The organism is Azospirillum sp. A23, from assembly GCF_042938965.1.
GTDB classification, from domain to species: Bacteria; Pseudomonadota; Alphaproteobacteria; order Azospirillales; family Azospirillaceae; genus Azospirillum; species Azospirillum melinis.
This window is the reverse complement of sequence record NZ_CP170667.1, coordinates 2,147,318-2,173,469: the sequence shown is the minus strand read 5'-3', so window position 1 is coordinate 2,173,469 and position 26,152 is coordinate 2,147,318. Positions and strand designations below refer to the sequence as shown.

Annotated in this window: 22 protein-coding genes and 1 riboswitch; of the genes, 17 read left to right on the top strand and 5 right to left on the bottom strand. The window is 68.0% G+C overall.

The features are described from left to right. Window positions 1-36 precede the first annotated feature (36 nt). Window positions 37-1,389: a pentapeptide repeat-containing protein gene (locus ABNQ40_RS27650; protein ID WP_109490632.1), complete on the bottom strand. Its 1,353-nt coding sequence runs from the start codon at window positions 1,387-1,389 to the stop codon at window positions 37-39. A gap of 333 nt (window positions 1,390-1,722) precedes the next feature. On the opposite strand from ABNQ40_RS27650, the gene ffh reads away from it, so the two are divergent. The 15 genes from ffh to thiC all read left to right on the top strand — a co-directional run bounded on the left by ffh (window position 1,723) and on the right by thiC (window position 14,651). Further along, window positions 1,723-3,108: a signal recognition particle protein gene (gene ffh / locus ABNQ40_RS27645; protein WP_109490631.1), complete on the top strand. Its 1,386-nt coding sequence runs from the start codon at window positions 1,723-1,725 to the stop codon at window positions 3,106-3,108. Window positions 3,109-3,169: 61 nt separating this feature from the next. Next, a complete protein-coding gene (gene rpsP / locus ABNQ40_RS27640) occupies window positions 3,170-3,523 on the top strand; it encodes a 30S ribosomal protein S16 (RefSeq protein WP_109047284.1) in 354 nt (117 codons plus the stop codon). 51 nt (window positions 3,524-3,574) lie between these two features. Further along, entirely contained in the window at window positions 3,575-4,156 is a 582-nt protein-coding gene (gene rimM / locus ABNQ40_RS27635) for a ribosome maturation factor RimM (RefSeq protein ID WP_109047283.1), read from the top strand. 59 nt (window positions 4,157-4,215) lie between these two features. Continuing rightward, on the top strand, window positions 4,216-4,962 hold the full coding sequence (gene trmD / locus ABNQ40_RS27630; protein ID WP_247880147.1) for a tRNA (guanosine(37)-N1)-methyltransferase TrmD: 747 nt from the start codon (window positions 4,216-4,218) through the stop codon (window positions 4,960-4,962). Between the two features lie 41 nt (window positions 4,963-5,003). After that, window positions 5,004-5,399 carry a 50S ribosomal protein L19 gene (gene rplS / locus ABNQ40_RS27625; protein WP_109047281.1) on the top strand — a complete coding sequence of 132 codons (396 nt, stop codon included), beginning with the start codon at window positions 5,004-5,006 and terminating at the stop codon, window positions 5,397-5,399. A gap of 101 nt (window positions 5,400-5,500) precedes the next feature. Beyond that, entirely contained in the window at window positions 5,501-5,635 is a 135-nt protein-coding gene (gene rpmH, locus ABNQ40_RS27620) for a 50S ribosomal protein L34 (protein ID WP_012973146.1), read from the top strand. An 8-nt stretch (window positions 5,636-5,643) separates the two neighbouring features. Continuing rightward, a complete protein-coding gene (gene rnpA / locus ABNQ40_RS27615; RefSeq protein ID WP_109047280.1) occupies window positions 5,644-6,030 on the top strand; it encodes a ribonuclease P protein component in 387 nt (128 codons plus the stop codon). A 15-nt stretch (window positions 6,031-6,045) separates the two neighbouring features. Beyond that, window positions 6,046-6,375, top strand: coding sequence for a membrane protein insertion efficiency factor YidD (gene yidD / locus ABNQ40_RS27610; RefSeq protein ID WP_109047279.1), 330 nt, complete (start codon window positions 6,046-6,048; stop codon window positions 6,373-6,375). A 55-nt stretch (window positions 6,376-6,430) separates the two neighbouring features. Further along, on the top strand, window positions 6,431-8,158 hold the full coding sequence (gene yidC, locus ABNQ40_RS27605) for a membrane protein insertase YidC (protein WP_109490630.1): 1,728 nt from the start codon (window positions 6,431-6,433) through the stop codon (window positions 8,156-8,158). Between the two features lie 106 nt (window positions 8,159-8,264). After that, the gene (gene yihA / locus ABNQ40_RS27600; RefSeq protein ID WP_109047278.1) at window positions 8,265-8,948 is read left to right on the top strand and encodes a ribosome biogenesis GTP-binding protein YihA/YsxC; all 684 of its coding nucleotides are present in this window, start codon (window positions 8,265-8,267) and stop codon (window positions 8,946-8,948) included. 12 nt (window positions 8,949-8,960) lie between these two features. Then, window positions 8,961-10,259: a cation:proton antiporter gene (locus ABNQ40_RS27595; RefSeq protein WP_391347980.1), complete on the top strand. Its 1,299-nt coding sequence runs from the start codon at window positions 8,961-8,963 to the stop codon at window positions 10,257-10,259. An 82-nt stretch (window positions 10,260-10,341) separates the two neighbouring features. Further along, complete coding sequence (gene argB / locus ABNQ40_RS27590; RefSeq protein ID WP_098740533.1) at window positions 10,342-11,241, top strand: acetylglutamate kinase; 900 nt, start codon at window positions 10,342-10,344, stop codon at window positions 11,239-11,241. Between the two features lie 32 nt (window positions 11,242-11,273). Continuing rightward, entirely contained in the window at window positions 11,274-11,558 is a 285-nt protein-coding gene (locus ABNQ40_RS27585; RefSeq protein ID WP_109051379.1) for a hypothetical protein, read from the top strand. Between the two features lie 39 nt (window positions 11,559-11,597). Next, entirely contained in the window at window positions 11,598-12,581 is a 984-nt protein-coding gene (locus ABNQ40_RS27580; protein WP_109051378.1) for a magnesium transporter CorA family protein, read from the top strand. A gap of 77 nt (window positions 12,582-12,658) precedes the next feature. Next, a riboswitch (TPP riboswitch) is annotated at window positions 12,659-12,793 on the top strand. A 130-nt stretch (window positions 12,794-12,923) separates the two neighbouring features. Further along, window positions 12,924-14,651 carry a phosphomethylpyrimidine synthase ThiC gene (gene thiC, locus ABNQ40_RS27575; protein ID WP_109051377.1) on the top strand — a complete coding sequence of 576 codons (1,728 nt, stop codon included), beginning with the start codon at window positions 12,924-12,926 and terminating at the stop codon, window positions 14,649-14,651. A 49-nt stretch (window positions 14,652-14,700) separates the two neighbouring features. Here the strand turns inward: thiC and greB are convergent, their stop codons facing one another. After that, window positions 14,701-15,252: a transcription elongation factor GreB gene (greB, locus tag ABNQ40_RS27570; protein WP_109051376.1), complete on the bottom strand. Its 552-nt coding sequence runs from the start codon at window positions 15,250-15,252 to the stop codon at window positions 14,701-14,703. Between the two features lie 102 nt (window positions 15,253-15,354). After that, complete coding sequence (locus tag ABNQ40_RS27565) at window positions 15,355-18,351, bottom strand: ribonuclease E/G (protein WP_109051375.1); 2,997 nt, start codon at window positions 18,349-18,351, stop codon at window positions 15,355-15,357. Between the two features lie 716 nt (window positions 18,352-19,067). Between ABNQ40_RS27565 and ABNQ40_RS27560 the strand changes: the two genes are divergently transcribed. Together ABNQ40_RS27560 and ABNQ40_RS27555 are read left to right on the top strand one after the other, a co-directional pair. Next, window positions 19,068-20,567 (top strand): N-acetylmuramoyl-L-alanine amidase, encoded by a 1,500-nt coding sequence (locus tag ABNQ40_RS27560; RefSeq protein WP_109051374.1) that lies wholly within the window; start codon window positions 19,068-19,070, stop codon window positions 20,565-20,567. A 215-nt stretch (window positions 20,568-20,782) separates the two neighbouring features. Beyond that, entirely contained in the window at window positions 20,783-23,320 is a 2,538-nt protein-coding gene (locus ABNQ40_RS27555; RefSeq protein WP_109051373.1) for a penicillin-binding protein 1A, read from the top strand. A gap of 71 nt (window positions 23,321-23,391) precedes the next feature. Here the strand turns inward: ABNQ40_RS27555 and ABNQ40_RS27550 are convergent, their stop codons facing one another. Continuing rightward, complete coding sequence (locus ABNQ40_RS27550) at window positions 23,392-24,516, bottom strand: hypothetical protein (protein WP_109051372.1); 1,125 nt, start codon at window positions 24,514-24,516, stop codon at window positions 23,392-23,394. A gap of 18 nt (window positions 24,517-24,534) precedes the next feature. After that, window positions 24,535-25,971 (bottom strand): MBOAT family protein, encoded by a 1,437-nt coding sequence (locus ABNQ40_RS27545; protein WP_109051371.1) that lies wholly within the window; start codon window positions 25,969-25,971, stop codon window positions 24,535-24,537. Between the last annotated feature and the right edge of the window lie 181 nt (window positions 25,972-26,152).

Below are 26,152 nucleotides of genomic sequence, written 5' to 3'. Positions count from 1 at the left end.
TTTGGCCGCCTGAAACCGGAACCCTGAACCGACCTCTCAGCTGGCCAGCCCGATCGCCTCCTCGACGATCGCCTGGTCCATCGTGGCGCCGTCCAGCACCGCGCCGGTCAGGTCGGCGCCGGTCAGGTCGGCCTCGCTGAGGTCGGCGCCGGTCAGGTCGGCACCGGCGAGATTGGCGCCGGAAAGGTTGGCCTTGCGCAGGTCGGCCTTGCACAGCAGCGCCATGCCGAGCCGGGCGCGTTGCAGGTTGGCGCGCCAGACATGGCCGCTCATCGTCTGGATATGGACGGGGCCGAGCTGGGCGCCGGTCAGGTTGGCGCCGGTCAGGGTGGCGCGTTCGAAATTCACCCCGCGCAGATCGGCGTTCGACAGGTCGGCCTTGCGCAGGTCGGCCAGCGACATGTCGGCTATCGCCATCGCCGCGCCGGACAGGTTGGCGCCGCGCAGCGCGATGCATTGCAGGATCGCTGCCGACAGGTTGATGCCGTCCAGCTTGCGCCCCGACAGATCCAGCGCCGACAGGTCGGCGCGCTTGCCGGCCTTGCCGCCGCTGTCGATCCAGCTCAGATGCTCCATCAGCATCTCGCGCAGGTCGTCTTCCGGGTTCTCCAGAGTCTTGGCCAGCACCGCCGCCTGCAGGTTGGGCGAGCGCATCTGTGCTGCGTCCAGGATGGCGCCGATCAGCGTGGCGCCGCTGAAATTGGTGCGGTTGATGGCGCAGCCGGTCATCACCGCTCCGGACAGCCGGGCGCCCGACAGGTTCGCCTCCGTCAGGTCGGCGTCGGTCAGGTCGCAGCCGGTCAGGTTGGAGCCGGTCAGGTTGGCGCGCATGAACTTGGTGCCGCGCAGGACGGCGTCGGTCAGGTCGGTCTGCATGACGAAGGCGTTGGCGATCTTGGCCCGCGACAGGTCGGCGCCGCGGATGGTCGCCGCCGTCAGTTCCGATGTTAGGACGGAATCCTCATACTCGTGGGCGTACATCTCGCCGCTGGAGTCGTAATGCAGCAGCGTGCCGTCGCGCAGGTCGACCTCCACCAGCGTCGCCTCGCTCAGCACGGCACCGCGCAGGCAGGCGCCGCGCAGGTCGGCCCGGCGCAGATCGGCCTTCTCCAGGTTGGCGAGCCGCAGGTCGGCGGCATAGAGGTTGGCGTTGGCGAGGTTGGCGCCGGTCAGCCGGGCGCTGAACAGCTTCGCCCCCGACAGGTCGGCGTCGGACAGATCGATGCCGGAGAGATCGAGATGCGACAGGTCGCGCATCTTCAGGTTGGCGCGCACGCCGCCGGGCTGGCTTTTGCGGAATGCCTGGTGCCGCAACAGGATCGCGTTGAGCTGGCTCTGGGTCAGCTTGGTTCGCGGGCTGTTGGACCCAAAGCCCTGGGCGGACGACATCGCCGGCATACCTTCTCTATTTGGTGGCTCATAATCCGAAAGAGTCGCCAAAATTTGGTTAAGGGTTGATGGCTTGTGACAAGCTTGGGACCGATAACCGCCGCCGGGCAAGGCAGACGTAAGGACGACTGCAAAAGACCGACTGCGGCGGTTGACTCCACCTGCCGGCTTCTCTATGGTCCGCCGACCTGTCTTCTGCAAAGCCGATAGACCGGGTACCCCGGCCCAACGCCGGGTATCTCCGCCAGTCCGCGAAATTCGCGCACTGGCGCTTTCGTGCTTGTGCGGGTGGCGGCCCTGACGCTGGACCCGGAACTGGGGAACGAGTATCGCATGTTCGAAGGCCTGACCGGACGCCTGGGCGACATCTTCGACAAGCTGCGCCGCCGTGGCGCGCTGACCGAGGAGGACGTCTCCGCCGCACTGCGCGAAGTTCGCGTGGCGTTGCTGGAGGCTGACGTCGCCCTGCCCGTCGTCAAGCAGTTCGTCACCCAGGTGAAGGAACGCGCCGTCGGGCAGGAGGTGCTGAAGTCGGTCACCCCCGGCCAGCAGGTCATCAAGATCGTCCACGACAACCTCGTGGAGATGCTGGGCGAAGGCGCCGAGATCAACCTGAACGCCGCCGCCCCGGTGCCGATCCTGATGGTCGGTCTCCAGGGCTCGGGCAAGACCACCAGCACCGCCAAGATCGCGCTGCGCCTGAAGACGAAGGACCGCAAGAAGGTCCTGATGGCCTCGCTGGACGTCCGCCGTCCGGCCGCCCAGGAGCAGCTGAAGGTTCTCGGCGAACAGACCGGCGTCGCCACGCTGCCGATCGTGCCGGGCCAGGACCCGGTTGCCATCGCGAAGCGCGCCATCGAGACCGGCCGTCTCGAAGGCTACGACGTCGTCATGCTCGACACCGCCGGCCGCCTCGCCATCGACGAGGAGCTGATGGCCGAGGTCGCGGCGGTCCGCGACGCGACGAAGCCGGTGGAAACCCTGCTGGTCGCCGACGCGATGACCGGCCAGGACGCCGTCACCGTCGCCACCAATTTCAACGACAAGGTCGGCATCACCGGCATCGTGCTGACCCGCATCGACGGCGACGCGCGCGGCGGTGCCGCCCTGTCGATGCGCCAGATCACCGGCAAGCCGATCAAGCTGCTGGGCGTCGGCGAGAAGATCGACGCGCTGGAGCCCTTCCACCCCGACCGCATCGCCGGCCGAATCCTCGGTATGGGCGACGTGGTGTCGCTGGTGGAGAAGGCCGTCGAGACCATCGACAAGGACGAGGCCGAAAAGCTCGCCCGCAAGATGGAGAAGGGCCAGGGCTTCGACCTCGACGACATGGCGATGCAGCTGAAGCAGCTCCGCAAGATGGGCGGCATGTCCGGCCTGATGGGAATGCTGCCGGGCATCGGCAAGATCAAGGACCAGCTGAAGGACGCCAACGTCGACGACGGGATGATCAAGCGCCAGGAGGCGATCATCTCCTCGATGACAAAGGCGGAGCGCAAGAACCCCGACATCATCAAGGCTTCGCGCCGCAAGCGCATCGCCGCCGGTTCCGGCACCTCGGTGCAGGAGGTCAACAAGCTGCTGAAGCAGTTCGAGACCATGCGCGGAATGATGAAGCAGGTGCAGAAGCTTGGGAAGAAGGGGATGCTGCGCGGCGGCCTCGGAAACCTGCTGCCGAAGGGACTCGGCGGCTTTGGCGGGAAGGGGCCTTTCGGCTGACCCGACCGTCTCTCGAAATCACCCGATACCTGTTTGACTTGAGAAGAGAAAGTTTCGACCAATGGCTTTGAAGATTCGTCTGGCTCGCGGTGGTGCGAAGAAGCGTCCGTTCTACTCGATCGTCATCGCGGACGCCCGCAGCCCGCGTGACGGCCGCTTCATCGAGAAGATCGGCACCTACAACCCGATGCTGCCGCGCGAGCATGAGCAGCGCATCATCCTGAACGCCGAGCGCGCCAAGCATTGGCTGTCGGTCGGCGCCCAGCCGACGGACCGCGTCGTTCACTTCCTGGCCAATGCCGGCCTGGTCGAGAAGCCGGCCGTCCGCGAGACCCCGAAGAAGTCGGCTCCGAAGGCCAAGGCGCAGGAGCGTCTGAAGGCCGAAGCCGCCGCCGCGGCTGCCGCCGAGGGCTGAGCTTGAGGCCGCAGGGTTCAAGGTCGTGACGACGTGCCGGGTGCTCCTTCGATGACCGCCAAAATCTGTGTCGGCCAGTTCGCGGGATCGCACGGCGTGCGGGGACTGGTGAAGCTGCGGAGCTTCACCGCCGAACCCGCCGACATCATGACCTACGGCCCGCTGTCGGACGAGGCGGGTAACCGCCGGTTCACGGTGACGCTCCAGGGCATGGTCAAGGACAACTTCCTGGCCAAGGTCGACGGGGTGACCAGCCGCGAACAGGCGCAGGCCCTGGCAGGTGTGCGGCTCTACGTGGACCGTGGCGCCCTGCCGGCGACGGAGGACGAGGACGAGTTCTACCATGCCGATCTGATCGGCCTGCGTGCGGAACTCGCCGACGGGACCGTCTATGGCACGGTGAAGGCGATCTACGACTTCGGCGCCGGCGACGTGCTGGAGATCAGGACCGCAGGCGGGCCGCTGGAGATGCTTCCCTTCTCCAAGTCCTGCGTGCCGGTGGTCGATGTCCGGGGCGGTCGCGTCGTCGTCGACCTTCCCGCCGTGATCGAGGCCCGCGAGGGTTCCGGTGACGAGGCGGAGGAGGCCGAGGGTGAAGAGGGCGGGGACCAGAGCGGGGAGGAGGGGCCGTGAATCACGGCGCCGACGGTCCGCGGGTCTGGACGGCCAAGGTTCTGACGCTGTTCCCGGAAATGTTTCCGGGGCCGCTCGGCCACTCGCTGGCGGGCAAGGCGTTGGAAAATGGAGTCTGGGCGCTGGAATCGGTGGACATTCGCTCGTTCGCGCGCGATAAACACCGCTCCGTCGACGAGACCCCCTTCGGCGGAGGGGCCGGCATGGTCATGCGGCCCGACGTGCTGGACGCGGCTTTGACTGCGACGGCGGGACCTGTGGGGGCACCGGGACGCGGCCGGGCGATCTATCTGTCGCCTCGCGGACGGGTGCTGAACCAGGAGCTGGTCAAGGAGCTGGCCGCCACCCCGGTGGTGACGCTGCTCTGCGGCCGGTACGAAGGGGTGGACCAGCGGGTCCTCGATGCGCACGGCCTCGAAGAGGTCAGCCTCGGGGATTTCGTGCTGTCCGGCGGGGAACTCGCCGCGCTCAGCCTGATGGATGCCGTGGTGCGCTTGCTCCCCGGCGTCATGGGCAATGTTGAGACGGCGGGCGAAGAGAGTTTCGAACGGGGGTTGCTCGAATACCCCCACTACACCCGGCCGGCGGTCTGGACCGACGGGCAGGGTGTGGAGCGCGCGGTGCCGGAGGTTCTGCTGTCCGGTCACCATGGGAAGGTCAAGGCTTGGCGGCTGGCCGAGGCGGAGAAGATCACGGAGGCCCGACGGCCGGACCTGTGGTCGCTCTACCAGGCAAGCCGTCCGGCAGTAACTGTTACGAACAAGGGTCGGCGGCAGGCTCGCCGGCGCGACCCGAAACCGGAGTGACGGTCCGCCGCGAGGCGCGCCGATAGAAAAGGGGTAGTGCTATGAACCTGTTGCAGCAGCTCGAGCAGGAGCAGATCGAGAAGGCCCTCGGTGGCAAGACGATCCCGGAGTTCTCCTCGGGCGATACCGTCCGCGTGAACGTGAAGGTCGTCGAGGGCACGCGTGAGCGCGTCCAGGCCTATGAGGGCGTCGTGATCGCCCGCAAGAACGCCGGCGTGAACTCCTCGTTCACCGTCCGCAAGATCAGCTACGGCGAGGGCGTGGAGCGCGTGTTCCCGCTGTACTCCCCGCGCATCGACTCGATCGAGCTGGTCCGCAAGGGCGCCGTCCGTCGCGCCAAGCTGTACTATCTGCGCGATCTGCGCGGCAAGGCCGCCCGCATCTCCGAGCGTACCACGGGCCGCGGCATGGTCAACGGCCGCCGGGCTGCCGAGTAAGGCGCCTTTCGGTTCGGTTCAGGTTCATAGGTCCGGCGCCCGGCCGATCGGCTGGGCGTCTTCTTCCCGTCACCATCAGAAAAGCTTAAGGAGTAGGCGCCATGAAGCGCACGTTCCAGCCGTCCAAAATCGTGCGTAAGCGTCGTCATGGCTTCCGCGCCCGTATGGCCACCGTTGGCGGCCGCAAGGTGATCGCCCGTCGCCGCGCCCGCGGCCGCAAGGTTCTGAGCGCCTGATCCCCGCTATGGCGGCGCCGGGCCACGAGGTCGGGCGCCTGATGCGGCGGCCAGAATTTCTGGCCGTGGCCGGGACACGGCGAAAGCATGTGGCTCCCGGCCTGATCCTCCAGGTGCGCCGGCACGACGACAAGCAGCGGCCCGCCGAAGGCGGTCCGCAGATCCGTCTCGGTTTGACGGCGAGCCGCAAGGTCGGCAACGCGGTGGTGCGCAATCGCGCCCGCCGCCGTTTGCGTGAGGCCGCGCGGCAGATTCTGACCGTTCATGCGGCGCCCGGCCACGACTTCGTGCTGGTCGCCCGCGGCGGCACGGCCGAACGGCCGTGGACCGACCTGCTCGGCGACCTTGCCGCCGGGCTGAAGCGCCTCGGCCTGTGGCGCGAGGCGGAAGGGTAGGAGGCTCGCGACGTCATGTTTCGCATCGCCGGCCTCAGCCCGCTCGCGCATCTGCTCCGCGCGCTCGTCTATCTCTATCGCTGGACCTTGTCGCCCTTCGTGGGCTGGCAGTGCCGTTTCCAGCCGACCTGCTCCTGCTACGCCATCGAATCGCTGGAAAAGCATGGGGCCATCCGGGGGGGATGGCTGACTGTGCGCCGGCTCGGGCGTTGCCATCCCTGGGGCGGGTCGGGCTGGGATCCCGTGCCCGATCCCGTCCCGCGGCCGGCGCCCACGGCGCCGCATCGCTGCGGACTGCGGGAAAAGGGGCATGCGGCGGTTGCCCAGCCCGGCGAAAACCCGTAACAAGGCCGCGCACACGCCGCCCTTCTTCCAAAGGCCCCACGGCAACCGGGACGCCATGACCGACCAACGCAACCTCATCATCGCGATTGCCCTGTCGATCGCCATCCTTCTGGGCTTCCAGTTTTTCTACGAGAAGCCGCGGGTGGAGCAGCAGAAGCAACTCGCCGCCCAGCAGGCCGCCCAGACGGAGCAGTCGGTGCCGGTGCCGGCCCCCGGCGTGCCCGCCCAGCAGCCTCCCGCCACGGCTGAGGTCGCGAAGGAGCGCCCCGTCCTGCTCGCCGAGCAGCTGGCGGCCGGTACCCGCGTGAAGATCGACACGCCGGCCCTGCACGGCTCCGTCAACCTCGTCGGCGGCCGCATCGACGACCTGACGCTGGCCCAGTACCACGAGACCCCGGACCCCAAGAGCCCGGAGATCGTGCTGCTGGCCCCGGCCGGCACACCCGCCGCCTATTACGCCGAGTTCGGCTGGGTCCCGCAGGGCGCCGGCATCGCCGCCCCGACCGCGACCACCCGCTGGACCGCCGACGGTGCCGCGCTGACCCCGGACAAGCCGTTGACCCTGATCTGGGACAACGGCCAGGGGCTGGTGTTCGAGCGCAAGATCGCTGTCGACCCGGACTTCATGTTCACGGTGACGCAGACCGTGCGCAACACCGGCGCCGCCCCGGTCACCCTGCTGCCCTACAGCCTGGTGTCGCGCAGCGGCACGCCGCACACGTCCGGCTACTACATCCTGCATGAGGGCCCGCTCGGCGTCTTCAACGGCTCGCTGACCGAAGAGAAGTACGACGACGTCCGCAAGGCCGGTTCGATCGCCAAGGAGACCACCGGCGGCTGGGTCGGCATCACCGACAAGTACTGGCTGGTGTCGCTGGTTCCCGACCCGAACGAGAAGGTCACCGCGCGCTTCCTCTACAACCAGGTCGCCAACACCGACCGCTACCAGACCGACACCATGGGTACGCCGGTCACGGTGGCGCCGGGCGCCTCGGCCGAGAACACCGGCCGCCTGTTCGCCGGCGCCAAGCAGGTGAAGCTGCTGGACAGCTATTCCGAGAAGCTGAACATCAAGAACTTCGATCTGGCGATCGACTTCGGCTGGTTCTACTTCCTGACCAAGCCGTTCTTCTACGCGCTGGATTTCCTGGGCCGCATCATCGGCAACTTCGGCATTGCCATCCTGGTGCTGACCGTCTGCGTCAAGGCCGTCTTCTTCCCGCTCGCCAACAAGTCCTATCAGGCGATGAGCAAGATGAAGGCCCTGCAGCCCAAGATGCAGGAGCTGCGCGAGAAGTTCAGCGACGATCAGGCGCGCATGAACCAGGAGCTGATGGCGCTGTACAAGCGCGAGAAGGTCTCCCCGGTGTCGGGCTGCCTGCCGATCCTGATCCAGATCCCGGTGTTCTTCTCGCTCTACAAGGTGTTGTTCGTGACCATCGAAATGCGGCATGCGCCGTTCTTCGGCTGGATCCACGACCTGTCCTCGCCCGATCCGACGACCATCTTCAACCTGTTCGGCCTGATCCCCTGGGATCCGCCCGCCATGCTGCATCTGGGCCTGTGGCCGCTGATCATGGGCGTGACGATGTGGTTCCAGCAGAAGATGAACCCGGCCCCGCCGGACCCGATCCAGCAGAAGGTGTTCCAGTTCCTGCCCATCGTCTTCACCTTCATGCTCGCCGGCTTCCCGGCCGGTCTGGTGATCTACTGGGCCTGGAACAACACGCTGTCGGTCCTGCAGCAGTGGACCATCATGAAGCGCATGGGCGTGAAGGCCTGATCCTTCAGCCTCTGCCGAATGTCTGAGACCTGCCGCCGGCAAAGACCCTTGACGGGCCTCTGCCGGCGGTATGTTTTTTAGCCGACCAAAACGAAAGCGCACCGCCATGACCAGCTCCGCCACGCCGACCCCCGACACCCCCAGCATCGTTGCCGGCTTCGACGAGGCCGCGCTGGAGGCCGGCCGGCTGCTGTTCGCCAAGGAGTGCGACTTCGTCTGGGGCGCCAATGCGCTGAACCAGCTGCCTGAGGCCGACCTGCCGGAGGTCGCCTTCGCCGGCCGCTCGAATGTCGGCAAGTCGAGCCTCGTCAATGCGCTGACCGGACGCAAGACGCTGGCCCGCACCTCCAACACGCCGGGCCGCACGCAGCAGCTCAACTTCTTCAACCTCGGCAACCGTCTGAAGCTGGTGGACATGCCCGGCTACGGCTATGCGAAGGAATCGAAAGAGAAGGTGGAGGCGTGGAACGACATGGTCCGCCGCTTCCTGCGCGGCCGCGTCACCCTGCGCCGGGCGCTGGTGCTGATCGACTCGCGCCATGGGATGAAGCCCCACGACCATGAGATCATGGAGATGCTCGACCGCACGGCGGTGCCGTACGTCGTCGTGCTGACCAAGGCGGACAAGGTCAAGGCTGCGGATCTCGACAGGATCCGGCGTGAAACCCAGGCGGGGTTGAAGAAGCATCCGGCAGCCTTCCCCGACATCCATGTCACCAGCTCCGAGAAGGGCACCGGCATCGCGGAGCTGCGCGCCAGTCTGGCGGCGCTCGCCCTCGGCGCCGAGTAAGGGGCGGCGGCGATGGGCGGTCTGTCTCCCGCGCTGCTGTTCCTGATGCAGGCCCTGCTGCTGATCGCCGGGCCGTTTCTGCTGTGGCGGCTCGGCGGCGGTCGCCACATCGCCCCGATGGTGGTGGTCCAGATCCTGTTCGGGGTGGCGCTGGGGCCGTCGCTGCTCGGCCGGCTGGTTCCCGATCTGTGGGGCGTGCTGTTCGCGCCGGCGGCGCTTGCGCCCTTGTCCGGGCTGGCCTTGATGGCCGTGGTGTTCTTCGCCTTCCTGACCGGCCTGCATCTCGATCCCGCCGAGTTCCGTAGGCGGGGTGGAGCCTTCGCCACCGTGGCGCTGTCCAGCATGCTGGTGCCGACCCTGCTGGGCGGAGCCCTGGGCTGGTGGCTGGCCGGCGCCTTTCCCGCCATGACCGGCAAGCACGCCACCCCCGGCCTGTTCGCCGCCGGTTTCGGCATCTGCGTCGGCGTCACCGCCCTGCCGGTGCTGGGCGCCATCCTGCGCGAGATGGATTTGCTGGGCGACCGGGTGGGGCGGCTGGCGCTGGGCTATGCCGCGGTGAACGACGCGCTGCTCTGGCTGCTGATCACCGCGGTGCTGGCCTGGTCGACCGCCGACGGGGGGAGTGGCGGCGGCGATGCCTGGGCGGTGGCGAAGGTCGGCCTGCTGGGCTTCGCCTATGTCGGGGCGACGGTCCTGCTCGTGCGCCCGCTGCTCGACCGCCTGCTGGAGCGGGTGGCCCCGGACGGGCGGATGGGCGACACCGCGGTGGTGGTGACCTGTGCGGCGCTGCTGGCCTCGGCCGCGGTGACCGAGCTGATCGGGCTGCATTACATCCTGGGCGCCTTCATCGCCGGCAGTGCGATGCCGCGCCGCTATGCGGCGGCGATCCTCGACCGGCTGGAGCATTTCGCCACGCTGATCCTGCTGCCCTTCTTCTTCACCCTGACCGGGTTGAAGGTGAACCTGACGCTGGACGATCCGGCGCAATGGACCGTCTTCGCCCTCGCCAGCCTCGCCACCATCGCCGGCAAGATGGCCGGCACCACGCTGCCCGCCCGCTGGACCGGCGAAAGCTGGCCCGACGCGCTCCGGCTCGGCACGCTGATGCCGTGCAAGGGGCTGATGGAGGTCATCGTTCTGACCGTCCTGCTGGAGGCGGGCGTGCTGTCCGGCCCCTGTTTCTCGGCGATGGTGCTGATGGCGGTGGCGGTGACCGCGCTGACGCAGCCGATGACGCGGCTGGCCGGATTGTGGCGTCCGGCCGGCGGCACGGCGACCGCAGCCGCGGGAGGCCGTCACGGGGGTGTGTGACCGTTAAATTGCCCCCTAGGCAACCGGCCGGCCTTTCCGTTAAAGAAGCCCGACACTCCACCCCGACAAAGGGCATCCTCCCGTGCAGACTCCCACCCGTGACGAGTGGCTCGCCAAGGCCCGTACCCTGTCCGAAGCGCTGCCCTACATGCGCCGTTATGCCGGGAGCACCTTCGTCATCAAGTACGGCGGCCACGCCATGGGCGACGCCAGCCTGGCGGAGCTGTTCGCGCGCGACATCGTCCTGCTGAAGCAGGTCGGCATCAACCCGGTGGTCGTCCATGGCGGCGGCCCGCAGATCGGCCAGATGCTGGAGCGGCTGAAGATCAAGTCCAGCTTCATCGACGGCCTGCGCGTCACCGACAAGGAGACGGTCGAGGTGGTCGAGATGGTGCTGGCCGGCTCCATCAACAAGCAGATCGTCGCCGCCATCAACAGCGCCGGCGGCCGTGCCGTCGGCCTGTCGGGCAAGGACAGCAACCTGATCACCGCCCGCCGTCTTGAGCGCGTCCAGCGCGATCCCGACAGCAACATCGAACGGGTGCTGGACCTGGGATTCGTCGGCGAGCCCTACAAGGTGAACCCGCAGATCCTGCACGCGCTCGCCCAGTCGGACATCATCCCGGTGATCGCGCCGGTCGGCTTCGACGTGAACGGCGACACCTACAACATCAACGCCGACACGGCGGCCGGCGCGGTCGCGGCGGCGGTGAAGGCGGCACGCTTCTTCCTGCTGACCGACGTCGCCGGCGTGCTCGACAAGGAAAAGAAGCTGATCGAGAAGATGTCGCTGGAGGATGCCCACAAGGCCATCGCCGACGGCACCGCGTCCGGCGGCATGATCCCGAAGATCGAGACCTGCATCGGCGCGGTGGAGCAGGGCGTCGATGCCGCTGTTATCCTGGATGGCCGCGTGCCGCATGCGCTGCTGCTGGAGATCTTCACCGAGGGCGGCGCCGGCACCCTGATCGGCAAGGCCTGACGCCGTCCATAGGGGACCGCCATGGGGGACCGATGAGCGATCTGCGCAAGGAGTTGCTCCGCCAGATGAAGGCCATCCGGGAGAGGATGGACCCGAAGCTGGTGGAGCGTGCCAGACTGGCCGCGCTGGGCAAGGTCCCCTATGACAGCGATGCGGCGAAGGAGGCGGTCGGCCATTTCCTCGACGCCAAGCGGGACGGCGGCGCCTTCCGCCGCAAGCTGGAGCAGGCGCTGAAGGATGAGGGCGCGTCGCTCGACCTCGATGGGGAAAAGGCTTCGCCCCCGGTGAAGCCGCGGCGCGGTGGCCGGGTGACCTAGGCCGGGTGCCCGAACCGCGCCCACGCAAGGAGCACAGCCTTGCTGCATGTTTTCGTCAATGACGGCGGTCTGCTGCGCTGGGACAGGGAGGCCGCGGACGAGTCGGTCCCGTTCCCTGAGTCCGCCGTGTGGCTGGACCTGATCAACCCGACGCCCGACGAACTGGCGCGGGCGGAGGCGCTGATCGGCACCGGCCTGCCCACCCGCGAGCAGATGGCGGAGATCGAGGAGTCGAGCCGTCTGCGTGTTGCCGGTGGTGCGCTGACCATGACCGTCACCGCCCTGGTCTGGGCCGACACCGACGAGCCGCGCATCGCCACCGTCAGCTTCGTGCTGGCCGGCCGGCGGCTGGTGACCATCCACGACATCGATCCGCAGGCGCTGCTGGCCTTCCGCCGCCGCGCCACCCATGGGCAGGTCTCCGCATCCCGCGGCGAACTGGTGCTGGCCGCACTGGTGGACGGGATGATCGACCGCACGTCGGTCGTGCTGCGGCGGACCGGGGTGGAGATGGATGCACTGAACCGCCGCTATTTCCGCGGGCGCAAGCTGCGCTCCCGCGGCGAGACGCTGGACGACGCGCAGACGCTGAAGCGCATCGGCCATGCCGGCCACCTGATCGGCAAGGCGCGGATCAGTCTGGCCAGCCTTACCCGCATGACCGACTTCCTGGCGCGCGGCGATGGCTGGAACGCCGGCAAGGCGACTCGGCGCTGGGCCAAGACCACGCTGCAGGATCTGCGCGGGCTGGACCAGTATGCCCGCTTCCTCTCCGGCAAGGTCGCCCTGGCGCTCGACACCGCGCTGGGCCAGATCAATGTCGAGCAGAACGAGATCGTCAAGATCGTGTCGGTTCTGACCGTTCTGCTCTATCCGCCGACCCTGGTCGCCAGCATCGGCGGCATGAATTTCACCGACATGCCCGGCAGCCAGTCGCCCTTCGGCTATGCCAGCGCCTTGGGGCTGATGCTGCTGTCGGCCCTGCTGCCGATGGTCTATGTGCGGTCGAAGCGCTGGATGTAGCGCATTTCCACAATATGGCAGGCGGATCGTCCGCAGCGCTTTCCTTTTGACACGACCGTCCGTCGGCGGCAGGATGGGCCACATTCCAGGGGGGTCCCGACAGGGGGCTGAGATACCAACGGCCGGACGGCGCACTGCGCAAGCCGGCAGCGTGGTGACCCTTCGAACCTGATCCGGGTCATACCGGCGAAGGGAGGGACCTCGTGACGGGCCGAATCTCGCCCCGTCCGGCCGTATCGGCCCCGCCATGCCGGGGAACCATTCCGAAACGGCCCGCACGAAGATACCGCACCTCCGTCCGCAGTCCCGGGTTTGTCCGCCCAACTCCGACGGAGAAACCCAATGCCTAAGGACTTCAACGAGAACGCCATCCGCATTTCGACCGGCCCGCTGCCGTCGTCGCGGAAAATCCATGTGCCCGGCATGCGCTTTCCCGATCTGCGCGTCGCCCTGCGCGAGATCGCGCTGTCGGGCGGCGAGCCGCCGCTGACCGTCTATGATGCCTCCGGTCCCTACACCGACGAGTCGGTCGCCATCGACGTGCGGGCCGGCCTGTCCAAGCACCGCCGCGACTGGATCCTGGCGCGCGGCGATGTCGAGACCGCCGACAACGGCGTGCTGCGCGCCAAGGACGGCGTGGCGGTGACGCAGATGGCCTACGCCCGCGCCGGCATCGTCACCGCGGAGATGGAATACATCGCCGTCCGCGAAAATCTGGGCCGCGCCGCGGCGCTTGAAGCCGCCCGAGATGGCGAGGATTTCGGCGCCGAGATCCCCGACTTCATCACACCGGAGTTCGTCCGTGACGAGGTGGCGCGTGGGCGGGCGATCATCCCGTCCAACGTCAACCACCCCGAGTCGGAGCCGATGATCATCGGCCGAAACTTCCTGACCAAGATCAACGCCAACATTGGCAACTCCGCCGTGACCTCCTCCATCGAGGAGGAAGTGGAGAAGATGGTCTGGTCGATCCGCTGGGGCGCCGACACCGTGATGGATTTGTCCACCGGCGCCGACATCCACCAGACCCGCGAATGGATCCTGCGCAACTCCCCGGTTCCGATCGGCACCGTGCCGATCTATCAGGCGCTGGAGAAGGTCAAGGGCAAGGCCGAAGACCTGACCTGGGAGCTGTTCCGCGACACGCTGATCGAGCAGGCGGAGCAGGGCGTCGATTACTTCACCATCCATGCCGGCCTGCGGCTGGCCCACATCCCGCTGACCGCCAAGCGGGTGACCGGCATCGTCTCGCGCGGTGGCTCGATCATCGCCAAATGGTGCCTGGCGCATCACCGCGAGAATTTCCTCTACGACCATTTCGCCGACATCGTCGAGATCTGCCGGACCTATGACGTGGCGCTGTCGATGGGCGACGGCTTGCGGCCGGGCAGCCAGGCCGACGCCAACGACGCCGCCCAGTTCGCCGAGCTGGAGACCCTGGGCGAACTGACCAGGATCGCCTGGGCGCGCGACGTGCAGGTGATGATCGAAGGACCGGGCCATGTGCCCATGCACAAGATCAAGCACAATGTCGAGAAGCAGCTGGCGCTGTGCGGCGAGGCGCCCTTCTACACGCTGGGGCCGTTGGTGACCGACATCGCGCCGGGCTACGACCACATCACCAGTGCCATCGGTGCGGCGATGATCGGCTGGTTCGGCACGGCGATGCTCTGCTACGTCACGCCGAAGGAGCATCTCGGTCTGCCCGACCGCGACGACGTGAAGGCCGGCGTCATCGCCTACAAGATCGCCGCCCATGCCGCCGACCTCGCCAAGGGCCACCCGGCGGCGCGGTTGCGCGACGACGCCATGTCGCGCGCCCGCTTCTCCTTCCGCTGGCGAGACCAGTTCGCCCTGTCGCTCGATCCCGACACGGCGATGGCCTACCACGACGAGACCCTGCCGGCGGAAGGCGCCAAGACCGCGCATTTCTGTTCGATGTGCGGGCCGAAATTCTGCTCGATGAAGATCACGCAGGAAATCCGCGACGCCGCGGAATCCGGCATGGCCGAGATGTCGGAGAAGTTCCGCCAGTCGGGCGGGGAGATTTACCAGCCGGCAGCGGAGTGAGGTCTGGCGGAGTGAAGTCTGGCAGGGGGGCGGGTCGCCGCCCCCTCCGTCAGTCCGCGTACCGGATCTCCAGCACTTCGACCTGTTCCAGTCCCGCCGGGGTGCGGACATCCACCAGATCGCCCTCCCGCGCCTTCAGCAGGGCGCGGGCCATGGGGGAAATCCAGCTGACATGGCCGCGGTCGGGGTCGACCTCGTCGGCGCCGACGATGGTGATGGTGTTCTCCGCCCCATCCTCGCGGGCATAGGTGACGGTGGCGCCGAAGAAGACCTGTTCGCGGTTCTTCTGGTCCTGCGGATTGACCACCACCGCCGATTCCAGCCGCTTGTTCAGGAAACGGATGCGGCGGTCGATCTCGCGCAGGCGCTTCTTGCCATAGAGATAATCGCCATTCTCCGAGCGGTCGCCGTTGCCGGCGGCCCAGGACACCACCTCCACCACCTTCGGTCGCTCCACCCGCAGCAGGTGGCGCAGTTCCTCCTGCATGCGTTGGAAGCCGGGCGGGGTCATGTAGTTCTTGAAGCCCTGCGGCAACGGTGCCGGATCGTCGAGATCGTCGTCGTCCTGCGTGTCGTTCTCGCGGGTGAAGGCCTTGCTCATGGTCCGACCTGTCCTGTGGCAGGGGTGATAACGTCCGGGAAAAGGAAAAGGCGCCTTGCGGCGCCTTTTCCCGTTCCAGAGGTCCCGGTTGGGCCGTTGGGCTTACCGCTTCCACCAGCCGCGGCGCGGCTTGGCATCGGCGTCGGCATCGTTATCAGCCGCAGCCGGCTCGGGAGCCGGGGCCGGCGTGGCGGCCGTGGGCTTGGCGGCGGCTTCGGCCGGTGCCTCGGCGGCAGCCTTGCGCTTGCGCGACGCCTTCTTGGCCGGCGCGGCTTCGGCAACGGTCTCCGCCGGCGCCTCGACCGCAGCGGTGGCCTTGCGCTTGCGGCCCTTGGCCGGAGCTTCGGCGACGACTACCGGAGTAGGCTCGGGCGCGGCTTCGACCGGAGCCTCGGCGGCAGCCTTGCGCTTGCGCGACGCCTTCTTCGGCGCGGTTTCGGCAACGGCTTCAACCGGCGCCTCGACCGGGGCCGCGGCCTTGCGCTTGCGGCCCTTGGCCGGAGCTTCGGCGACGACCGCCGGAGCAGCCGCGGGGGCGGCTTCGACCGGAGCCTCGGCGGCGGCCTTGCGCTTGCGCGACGCCTTCCTGGCGGGCGCCTTGGCGGCGGCTTCGGCCTGAGCCGGGGCCGGCGCGGTCACCGGAACCGGAGCTTCCTCGACTGCCGGAGCGGCTTCGCCGGCCAGGATCCAGTCGAGATCGCTCGCCTCGGCCGGAGCCTGCGCCGTCTGGGCCGGAGCATCCTGAACCGGAGCGGCGGCGGGCTGCTGGTCGACGGTGTCCTCGCCGCCCTCCAGGCCTTCCGCACCCTCGCGGCGCGACCGGCGACGGCCACCGCGCTTGCCGCGGCGGCGCTTTTTACGGCCATCGCCGTTGCGCTCGCCGGCATCGGCACCGGTCTCGTCCTCGCCGTCATCCTCATCCTCGTCGTCGCCTTCAGCGTCGGCGTCGGCGGAGTCGGCCGCAGGTTCGGAGATGGCGGCACCGGGGATGGCTTCGGCGGCAACCGGCAGAACGCTCTCATCGGCGTCCTGGCCGGCATCCTGATCGCCCTCGTCCGTCTCGGCATCGCCCTCGGCACCGTCGGTCCGGCCTTCCTCGCGGTCACGGCCACGGCCGCGACGACGACGACGACGGCGGCGGCGGTCCTCGCCATTGCCGTCGCCGTTGGTTTCGGCACGCTCGCCGGTCTCCTCGACCTGGACGGCCTCGGTCTCGGCTTCCGGCTCTTCCACCGGCTCGACCGGCTCGGCGGCGAGCGCGCGGTCGGTCTCGGCCATCACCCGGTCGGCGCTGACCAGCGGGGCGTCCTCATCGGCCAAGCGGGCCTTGTTGCGCTCCAGACGGTGATCCGGGGCGATCAGCCCGTCGTCGGCCTGGACCATCACGCTGAAGGCGTGACGCTCTTCGATCTTGGCCAGTTCACCGCGCTTCTGGTTGAGGATGTAGAGCGCGATGGAGGTCGGAACGAAGATGGTGATCTCGGCCGAGCGCTTGCGGATGCCTTCTTCCTCGATGGCGCGCAGGACGTGCAGCGAGGCGGATTCGACCGACCGGACGACGCCGGTGCCCGAGCAGTGCGGGCAGCGCTCGAAGTTGGTCTCCAGCAGCGACGGACGCAGACGCTGGCGCGACAGCTCCAACAGGCCGAAGGCGGAGATGCGGCCGAGCTGGATGCGCGCCCGGTCGTTCTTCATCGCCTCCTTCATGCGGCGCTCGACGGCGGCGTTGTTCCGCGGCTCCTCCATGTCGATGAAGTCGATGACGATCAGGCCGGCCAGATCGCGCAGACGCAGCTGGCGCGCCACCTCGTCGGCGGCCTCCAGGTTGGTCTTGTAGGCGGTTTCCTCGATGTTGCGCTCGCGGGTCGACTTGCCGGAGTTGACGTCGATGGAGACCAGCGCCTCGGTCGGGTTGATGACGATGTAGCCGCCGGAGCGCAGCTGAACCACCGGGCTGTGGATGGCGTCGATCTGCGTTTCCACCTGATAGCGGTGGAACAGCGGGATCTGGCTGTCGCGGTACAGCTGGACGCGCTGGGAATGGCCCGGCATCAGCATGTCCATGAACTCGCGCGCCGTGCGGAAGCCGGCCTCGCCCTCGACCCAGATCTCGTCGATGTCGTTGGCGTAGAGATCGCGGATCGACCGCTTGATCAGGTTCGCCTCTTCATAGATGAGGCAGGGCGCCGACGACTTCAGCGTCTGTTCACGGATGTCGTCCCACAGGCGCAGGAGATATTCCAGATCGCGCTTGATCTCGGGCTTGGAGCGCTCCAGCCCGGCGGTGCGCAGGATCACCGCCATGCCGTCGGGAATGTCGAGATCCGACAGGATTTCCTTCAGGCGCTTGCGGTCGGCCGGGTTGGTGATCTTGCGGGAAATCCCGCCGCCACGGCCGGTGTTGGGCATCAGGACGCAGTAGCGGCCGGGCAGCGACAGGTAGGTGGTCAGCGCCGCACCCTTGTTGCCGCGCTCCTCCTTCGTCACCTGCACCAGCATGACCTGCCGACGCTTCACCACTTCCTGGATCTTGTAGGAGCGCAGCGGACGCGAGCGGCGGCGCTGGGTCTCCGCCTCCTCGTCCTCGTCGCCGCCGAGCGTGTCGGGAGCGGCGCCCTCGGACGGGGCGGCCTGCTCGTCGCCGGCCTCGGCGTCTTCGCCGCTGTCGTCGCCGTCTTCCTCATCGGACGCCTCGGGCGCGATGGGGGAGGGCATCGGCGACCATTCCTCGACCACCTGCTCGGGGCGGATCGGCTCGGCCATCACGGCGCCGTCGGCGGCGGCCTCGGCCCGGGCTTCCGCCTGCTCCTCCAGCCGGCGCTCCTCGGCCAGCAGGGCCTCGCGGTCGGCCATCGGAATGCGGTAATAGTCGGGATGGATTTCGGAGAAGGCGAGGAAGCCGTGGCGGTTCCCGCCATATTCCACGAAGGCCGCCTGGAGCGAAGGCTCGACCCGCGTCACCTTCGCCAGGTAGATGTTGCCCTTCAGCTGCTTGCGGCTGGCGATCTCGAAATCGAGTTCTTCCAGCCGGTTGCCATTGACCACGGCGACCCGGGTTTCTTCCGGGTGCGTGGCGTCCACCAGCATGCGCTTGGCCATATACGATCCTCAACGGCGCGACCCAGGGAACCCGCGCGACCGGTCGGGCCGCCTGGACGCAGCGTCTGTTGTGGGCGAAGCATACGGCACGACGGACCGGAACCGCCGAACGGCGCTGACGAGAGCAGCCAGGACGGCCCGGTCGACACGCGCCGGGCTGCCGCCTTGCGGCCACAGCCAGCTTCGAGGTTTCGTCCTCTCACCGCCAATCCGAACGCGCCACCCCGCGACGTCCCTCCGGCGCGGATGGCCGGACAGGCGGTGTCGAGGGCGACGCCGCAGCCCCTTGGGTAAGCCCCGTGACCGGCGATCGGCTGACCTTCGGCTCGATGGGATCGATGTCCGGGGATCAGCGAATCGGCGCTCACCTTGGGAGTCCGACCCTGGTCTGGCGAATTGCGGTCTGTCGCAAAGATACCATAGACAAGCGATCCCTCTTGCACAACGCGGAAATGCGCCGATTCGGCGAACAAGTTCGTCGCGGGGAAGCCGGGCTGCCACCTTCCACCGGGGCAACCCGTCCGGGGTACGATCCGGCCACGCCGAGGCTTGCCGTCCTGCTCACTGTTGCAGGAACGGCACCCCCGGCGGGAATTGACTCGGGATCTGGCGATCCGCGTTGAGAGCGTTGAATTGGCTGGGCTATAGCTGGTCATCCAGCGCGTGTTTCCGCCGCTTTCCCATCGCCGCGCACCCTCTGCCGCCGAGGAGATTTGATGCCACGGCCGCCCAGCCTGCCCACCGCTGCCGCACCCGACCGCCAGCCGCATTCCGCCCGTTCGCCGCGGAGATCGGTTGGCCGTGTCCTCGCGGTGCTTCTGTTGGCGTTGGTGCTGCTGGGTTTTGGGTCGGCCGGGATGACGGCCGGGACGGTGACGGCGCAGACCACGGCGGCGCTGCCGTCGGCCCCGCCGCGCACGGCGGTGGTCGATGCCCGGCTGGGCATCCATCCGGACAAGACCCGCTTCGTGCTGGAGCTGAGCGACCCGGTGTCCTTCAGCGTGTCGGTCGTCGCCGATCCCTACCGCATCGTCGTCGATCTGCCCGACCTGATCTGGCCCGGCGGGGCGCTGCCGGTGGAGGGCAAGGGGGTGGTCGCGCGCTACCACCATGCCGGAGGCCCGCGCGGCACGCGGCTGACCTTCGAGACGGTCGGTCCCGCCCGTCTGCGCGAGGGCTACATGATCCCGGCGCGCGACGGCCATCAGCCGCGTCTCGTCCTCGACCTGGAAAAGACGACGCCGGCCGAGTTCCGGCAGCTGGCCGCGGCCGGCAGGGATGCGAAGGAGATCGGCGGCAAGGGGCAGCTGACGATGTCGTCCATCGTGTCGTCGGCGATGGCGGTTCCGGCCCCGGTTCCGGCCCCGCAGCCTTCGCCGCCGGCTGCCGATCCCGCCAGCACGGTTTCGGCTCCGCCTCCCTTCGCCCCGCTGCCGCCGATCCCGCCGGCCCAGCTGATCCCGGCCGCTCTGCCCGTCGCTCCGCCGCTGCCGGACAACAAGCCGCCGACGGTGGCGGAAAAGCCGCTGATCGTGCTCGACCCCGGCCATGGCGGCCAGGACCCCGGCGCCATCGGCGTCGGCGGCATCTATGAGAAGGACATCACGCTCGCCACCGCCAGGGAGGTGAAGCGCCAGCTGGAGGCTACCGGCCGCTACCGGGTGAAGCTGACCCGCGACAGCGACGTGTTCATCCGCCTGCGCGACCGCGTCGCCATCGGGCGCGAGGCCGGGGCCGACCTGTTCATCTCGTTGCATGCCGACAGCATCAGCAGCGGCGACATGCGCGGCTTGTCGATCTACACCCTGTCCGACAAGGCGTCCGACCGCGAGGCGGAGATGCTGGCGGCCAAGGAGAACAAGGCCGACGCCCTGGTCGGTCTCGACCTGTCGGGCGAGAACCAGCTGGTCGCCAACATCCTGATCGATCTGGCCCAACGCGACACGATGAACCATTCCAAGCGTTTCGCGACGCTGGCGTTGCAGACTCTGGGGCGCGACGTGCCGCTGATCTCCAGCCGGCCGCACCGGCAGGCCGGCTTCGCCGTGCTGACCGCGCCCGACGTGCCGTCGGCGCTGATCGAGATGGGGTATCTGTCGAACCGGCAGGACGTCGGCCTGCTGACCTCCGGTGCGCACCGCGAGCGGCTGGGCAAGTCGCTGGCCCGGACCATCGACAGCTATTTCCGCTGGCTGCACGGCTCGCAGCGCAGCTGAGACGTGTCGGCGAGGGGCGGCTTACCCCTTCTGCGCCGGCGATTTCTTGTTCGCGCCCTCTGCGCGTCACATTTTCCTGACATGACGGGAACGGGGGCGGCGCTTCGCGGCGCGGCGGTGTAGGATGCGCCGCCCTGTCAGGCATGGCTCGCGGCCCCAACCCGGAAAAGGTCGGGCTTCAGCCACGCTCTTCGTCGTTTCTTGCGGGATCGGTCATGCGTCTCCTTCTGTCCTTGCTGATGGCTTTCGTGATGCTGGTTCTTGCCGGCGCCGGGGGGCTGGTCTTCCTGTTCGAGCATTACGACCACGACCTGCCCGACTATACCAAGCTGGCCAACTACGAGCCGCCGGTGACCACGCGCATCTATGCCGGCGACGGGCGCCTGATGGCCGAGTTCGCGTCGGAACGGCGCATCTTCGTACCCATCGATGCCATGCCGCGTCAGGTGATGAACGCCTTCATGGCGGCCGAGGACAAGAATTTCTATGGCCACCAGGGCGTCGATCCCATCGGCATCCTGCGCGCGATCCTGACCAACATCGAGAATTTCGGCCGCGAGCGCCGGCCGGTGGGCGCCAGCACGATCACGCAGCAGGTCGCCAAGAACATGCTGCTGACCAACGAGGTGTCGTTCGCCCGCAAGATCAAGGAAGCGATCCTGGCGGTCCGCATCGAGCGGGCCTTCACCAAGGACCGCATCATCGAGCTGTACCTGAACGAGATCTTCCTGGGCAACCGTTCCTACGGCGTGGCGGCGGCGGCGTTGAACTACTTCAACAAGGCGCTGGACGAGCTGAGCATCGAGGAGGTCGCTTTCCTGGCGGCCCTGCCCAAGGCACCGTCCAACTACAACCCCGACCGCCAGCATGACGCCGCCATCGCCCGCCGCAACTGGGTGATCGGCCGCATGGCGGAAGACGGCTACATCACGCCGGAGGAGGCGAAGGCCGCCCAGGGGCGCCCGCTGGTCACCCGCAAGCGCGACGAGCAGGAGGTGGTGACCTCCGAATATTTCGCCGAGGAGATCCGGCGCGAATTGGTGAAGCTCTATGGCGAGCAGGCGCTGTACGAGGGCGGGCTGTCGGTCCGCGCTTCGATGGACCCGGTGCTGCAGGCCACCGCCACCAAGTCGCTGCGCGACGGGCTGATCGCCTACGACCGCCGCCACGGCTGGCGCGGCCCGGTCGCCAAGATGGAGAATTTCGACAACTGGCCGAAGAAGCTGGCCGCCATGCCGCCGCCCGCGGGCTCCGAGGGCTGGAAGCTGGCGGTCGTGCTGAAGGACGACCAGGCGGACGGGCTGGACATCGGGGTGGCCGACGGCACCCGCGGCCGCATCCCGCTGTCCGAACTGCGCTGGGCCCGCGCCTCCAAGGACGGCGACGTCGCCGGGCCGGCGATCCGCAAGCCGTCCGACGTGGCCAAGCTGGGCGACATCCTGCTGGTCGAGGCGGTGAGCGGCCCGCCGGCCAAGGACGAGGACGAGAAGCCGGCCAAGAAGACCGACAAATCCGCCGCGAAGGAGCTGCCGCCGGGCAGCTACGGCCTGCGCCAGATCCCGCAGGTGCAGGGCGGTCTGGTGGCGCTCGATCCGCACACCGGCCGCGTGCTGGCGATGGTCGGCGGCTTCTCTCCGGCGATGAGTGTGTTCAACCGCGCCACCCAGGCGCTGCGCCAGCCCGGTTCGTCCTTCAAGCCCTTCGTCTACCTGACGGCGCTGAACCAGGGCTTCACCCCGTCGTCGCTGGTGATGGATGCGCCCTTCTCCTTCGATCCGGGCGGCGGGCAGCCGGTCTGGCGGCCCGAGAACTACAGCCACGAATTCTACGGCCCGACCCCCTTGCGCGTCGGCATCGAGAAGTCGCGCAACGTCATGACCGTCCGCCTCGCCCAGCAGATCGGCATGGACAAGGTCAAGGCGCTGGTCGAGAAGTTCGGCATCGTCGACAATCTCCAGCCCTATCTGCCGATGTCGCTGGGCGCCGGCGAGACGACGGTGCTGCGGCTCGCCACCGCCTACGCCATGCTGGACAATGGCGGCAAGCGGGTGGTGCCGACCTTCATCGACCGTGTGCAGGACCGCAACGGCAAGACCGTCTTCCGTCACGACAACCGCGCGTGCGAGGGCTGTACCAACGTCAGCTGGAAGGACGGCATGGCGGTGCCCGCCGTGCCCGACACCCGCGAGCAGGTGAACGACCCGCGCACCACCTACCAGATCGTCTCGATCCTGGAAGGCGTGGTCCAGCGCGGCACCGCGGCGGCGCTGAAGTCGCTGGGCAAGCCGCTGGCCGGCAAGACCGGCACCACCAACGACAGCCACGACGCCTGGTTCATGGGCTTCTCGCCCGATCTGGTGGTCGGCACCTACATCGGCTTCGACCAGCCGCGCTCGCTGGGCAGCCACGAGACCGGCGGGTCCGCCGCCGTGCCGGTGTTCAAGGAGGTCATGCAGGTGGCGCTGAAGGACAAGCCGGCGACGCCGTTCCGCGTCCCGCCCGGCCTGCGCCTCGTCCGCGTCAACCCGGCCAACGGCCAGCTGGCCCAGTTCGGCGACAGCCGTGCCATCTGGGAAGCCTTCCTGCCGGGCACCGAGCCCAACCCCGACCAGCCGCAAATGGTGCTGGACGGGTCCTCGCAAGGTGCCGGCGCCATGATGGGCGGCGATCCGAACGCCGGTTTCGGGGCCCAGCAGCCGGGGATACCGGCCCCGCCCGCCGCGGCGACGCTGGGAACCGGCGGGCTGTACTGAGCCGAAAAGAGAAAGGGGCGCCCACCGCGGGCGCCCCTTTTTCATTCGCCACAGCTGCGATATTCAGGCGATCAGTGCGTCGTGTTTCCGGTTCCCGACAGCGACGCCATCGCATCGACCGGGCAGCTGCCGAGCGGGCGCAGGTCGGGTTCCATCGCCGCGAACATCGCACGCACACCGTCCTCGTTGACGTGCAGGGCGTCCATGAACAGCTCGTCCTTGTCCACCGCGCGGCGGGCGTCGATCACGGTGACGCCGGCGGGCAGGCGGCCCTTCAGGTCGGCGAAGAAGGCGTCGAAATTCTTCAGCTTGCCGGCATAGGTCGGGAAATAGGGGGTGATGACCACCGCCACCCGGGTGCCCTGCGCCTGGGCGCTGGCGATGATGTGGTCCAGCGCCTGCCAGTTGGCGGCATCGGCGGTCATCATCTCCTCCGGTGCGGCGGCGAGCTGCGCCTTCATCGGGTCCGGGATGGCGCCCACCAGGGTGCGGTCGGCGGCGGGCTTCACCAGCCCGGCGATCAGCCGCATGGTCTGGTTGTTGTTGAAGGTCATCAGGTTGAAGGCGTGGTTGGCCATCCACAGCTCCTGGTTTTCCTGACGGACGAAGGCGTCGATCCGCTGCGAGTAATAGGCCAGCAGCGGCAGGTCGGCTAGATCGTGCGGGTTGTCGACCAGGCCGGTCGGCTCCAGCACCAGCAGCCGCGGCGCGCCGTGCCGCTCGACATAATCGTCCCACAGCAGGGCCGACAGGACGGTCGGCGCCCCGCCCATGCCGAGGTTCAGCGCCCGGCCGCAGGTCATGTCCTGAAGTGCGGAGACCGGGAAGTGGTTGTCCGCCCGCGAGTTGCCGAGCACCAGCACGTCGGCCGGGCCGCTGGCCGGCTTGGCGGCGGGGCCGGTCGCCGGACCGTTGGCTGGCCGCGGCTGCGTCGTCAGGGCGGCCTTCACCAGCAGGGCGGCCGGCTGCTCCTCCTGGCCGGCGGGCGGCTTGATGCCGGGCTTGATGTCGGGCTTGGCGCCCGGCTTGACGCCCTGATCGATGGCGGGCTGGGCCTCCGCCTCGAACGGGCGGTAGACCGTCATGAAGCGATCGCTGGAGCGCAGCAGCAGATCGCCCAGTGCCGAGGCCAGAACCCGGTCCATCGCGGTGACGGTGGCGAGGATCAGCGCGATGCAAGCCAGAAGGCGGTACATGGGGAGGTCTCCGTCCGGTCAGAACTGGAAGTAGATGAAGGCGTGGTTGGCGAAGCTGCCGAACAGCAGCATCACAAGGATCAGGGCAGAGCAGGCCATCGAGCGTGCCACCACATTGGTCCCGGCATAGCGGCGGCCGGCGCCGCGCTCGACCAGCGCATCGACCAGCAGAACGATCAGGCCGGTGACGGCGACGCGGATCAGCGAGCTGGCCTGCTGGTTGCCTTGCTGGAGGCCGAAATCGCCATGGCCGATGATGCCGAGGATGGTCCAGACGGTTTGCAGATTGTCGGCACGGAAGGGCAGCCAGGTCAGCGTCACCACCATGAAGACGAGGCCGATCATCACCAGCCGCCCGGCGGCCAGCATCGGGCCGCTGAGGCGCACCGGGCTGGCGGCGGCCAGCCGGCGGGCGCCGTCCTCAACCAGCATCAGGCCGCCATGCATCGCGCCCCACAGCACGAAGGTCCAGTTGGCGCCGTGCCACAGGCCGGAGATCAGCATGGTGATGACGACGTTGCGGATGCGCAGCCAGCGCGTGCGGCTGCCGCCCATCGGCACATAGACATAGTCGCGGAACCAGGTGGACAGCGAGATGTGCCAGCGCCGCCAGAAATCGCGCATGCCGGTGGCGAAGTAGGGGCGGGCGAAGTTCTCGCACATGGTGTAGCCGAAGATCTGCGCCAGCCCGATGGCGATCAGCGAATAGCCGGCGAAGTCGCCGTAGATCTGCAAGGAGAAGCAGAACAGCCCGATCACATGCTGGAGCGCGTTGAAGAACTCCGGCTGATGGAAGCGGGCGTCGACCACCACGGCGGCGTTGTCGGCCAGTCCGATCTTCAGGAAATAGCCCCAGATCACCTTTTCCAGCCCGGCGAAGCGTTCCTCGAACGGGATCTCGCGCGGGCGCTGCTGGATTTGCGGCAGCAGGTCGCGCGCCCGCACGATCGGGCCGGCCACCAGCTGCGGGAAGAAGGCGACGAAGGTGGCGTAGCGCATCAGCGAGCGCTCCGGCTCCTTCACCTCGCCGGTGTAGAGGTCGATGCCGTAGCTGAGATTCTGGAAGGTGTAGAAGGAGATGCCGACCGGCAGCAGGATGTCCAGCGTCCGCCGTCCGATCTCCACCCCCAGCGAGGCCAGCGCGATCTCGGCGCTGTCGGCGAAGAAGTTGTAGTATTTGAAGAAGAACAGCATGCCCAGGTTGGCGCCCAGACTGATGAACAGATACATCTTCTTCGTGCTGCGGTCAGGCGAGTCTGCGATCTTCAGCCCGCAATAGAAGTCTATGAAGGTGCTGAGCGCCAGCAGCCCGCAGAACCGGTAATCCCAATAGCCGTAGAAGATATAGCTGGCCACCAGCAGGAAGGGCGTGAAGGCGCGCGTGCGGGCCAGCGCCATGAAGCCGGCGCTGAACACGGTGATGAACAGCAGGAAATTCAGGCTGGTGAAGCTCATCGTGCCCCCGGCAGAGGTGTCGCGCGTCCAGGCGTTCGCGCAAGGAATGCCCTGCGCGGAATCACGCAAGGGGATGCCCGGCGGGATCGCGCAAGAAAGGTGAAGAACGACGCAGAAGATAAGCTCGATTTCGGGGAATCCCGGCTGCCGCGGTAGGGTTGTGCGGCCGGATATGGGACGT

Excerpts from the sequence above, each read along its gene's own strand:
- thiC (WP_109051377.1), top strand. The coding sequence starts at position 12,924 with ATGCCTAAGGACTTCAACGAGAACGCCATCCGCATTTCGACCGGCCCG.
- ffh (WP_109490631.1), top strand. The coding sequence starts at position 1,723 with ATGTTCGAAGGCCTGACCGGACGCCTGGGCGACATCTTCGACAAGCTG.
- rnpA (WP_109047280.1), top strand. The coding sequence starts at position 5,644 with ATGGCGGCGCCGGGCCACGAGGTCGGGCGCCTGATGCGGCGGCCAGAA.
- rimM (WP_109047283.1), top strand. The coding sequence starts at position 3,575 with ATGACCGCCAAAATCTGTGTCGGCCAGTTCGCGGGATCGCACGGCGTG.
- greB (WP_109051376.1), bottom strand. The coding sequence starts at position 15,252 with ATGAGCAAGGCCTTCACCCGCGAGAACGACACGCAGGACGACGACGAT.
- ABNQ40_RS27595 (WP_391347980.1), top strand. The coding sequence starts at position 8,961 with ATGGGCGGTCTGTCTCCCGCGCTGCTGTTCCTGATGCAGGCCCTGCTG.
- rpmH (WP_012973146.1), top strand. The coding sequence starts at position 5,501 with ATGAAGCGCACGTTCCAGCCGTCCAAAATCGTGCGTAAGCGTCGTCAT.
- ABNQ40_RS27650 (WP_109490632.1), bottom strand. The coding sequence starts at position 1,389 with ATGTCGTCCGCCCAGGGCTTTGGGTCCAACAGCCCGCGAACCAAGCTG.
- yidC (WP_109490630.1), top strand. The coding sequence starts at position 6,431 with ATGACCGACCAACGCAACCTCATCATCGCGATTGCCCTGTCGATCGCC.
- ABNQ40_RS27550 (WP_109051372.1), bottom strand. The coding sequence starts at position 24,516 with ATGTACCGCCTTCTGGCTTGCATCGCGCTGATCCTCGCCACCGTCACC.
- trmD (WP_247880147.1), top strand. The coding sequence starts at position 4,216 with ATGTTTCCGGGGCCGCTCGGCCACTCGCTGGCGGGCAAGGCGTTGGAA.
- ABNQ40_RS27545 (WP_109051371.1), bottom strand. The coding sequence starts at position 25,971 with ATGAGCTTCACCAGCCTGAATTTCCTGCTGTTCATCACCGTGTTCAGC.
- rpsP (WP_109047284.1), top strand. The coding sequence starts at position 3,170 with ATGGCTTTGAAGATTCGTCTGGCTCGCGGTGGTGCGAAGAAGCGTCCG.
- ABNQ40_RS27555 (WP_109051373.1), top strand. The coding sequence starts at position 20,783 with ATGCGTCTCCTTCTGTCCTTGCTGATGGCTTTCGTGATGCTGGTTCTT.
- rplS (WP_109047281.1), top strand. The coding sequence starts at position 5,004 with ATGAACCTGTTGCAGCAGCTCGAGCAGGAGCAGATCGAGAAGGCCCTC.
- yidD (WP_109047279.1), top strand. The coding sequence starts at position 6,046 with ATGTTTCGCATCGCCGGCCTCAGCCCGCTCGCGCATCTGCTCCGCGCG.
- yihA (WP_109047278.1), top strand. The coding sequence starts at position 8,265 with ATGACCAGCTCCGCCACGCCGACCCCCGACACCCCCAGCATCGTTGCC.
- ABNQ40_RS27565 (WP_109051375.1), bottom strand. The coding sequence starts at position 18,351 with ATGGCCAAGCGCATGCTGGTGGACGCCACGCACCCGGAAGAAACCCGG.
- ABNQ40_RS27585 (WP_109051379.1), top strand. The coding sequence starts at position 11,274 with ATGAGCGATCTGCGCAAGGAGTTGCTCCGCCAGATGAAGGCCATCCGG.
- ABNQ40_RS27560 (WP_109051374.1), top strand. The coding sequence starts at position 19,068 with ATGCCACGGCCGCCCAGCCTGCCCACCGCTGCCGCACCCGACCGCCAG.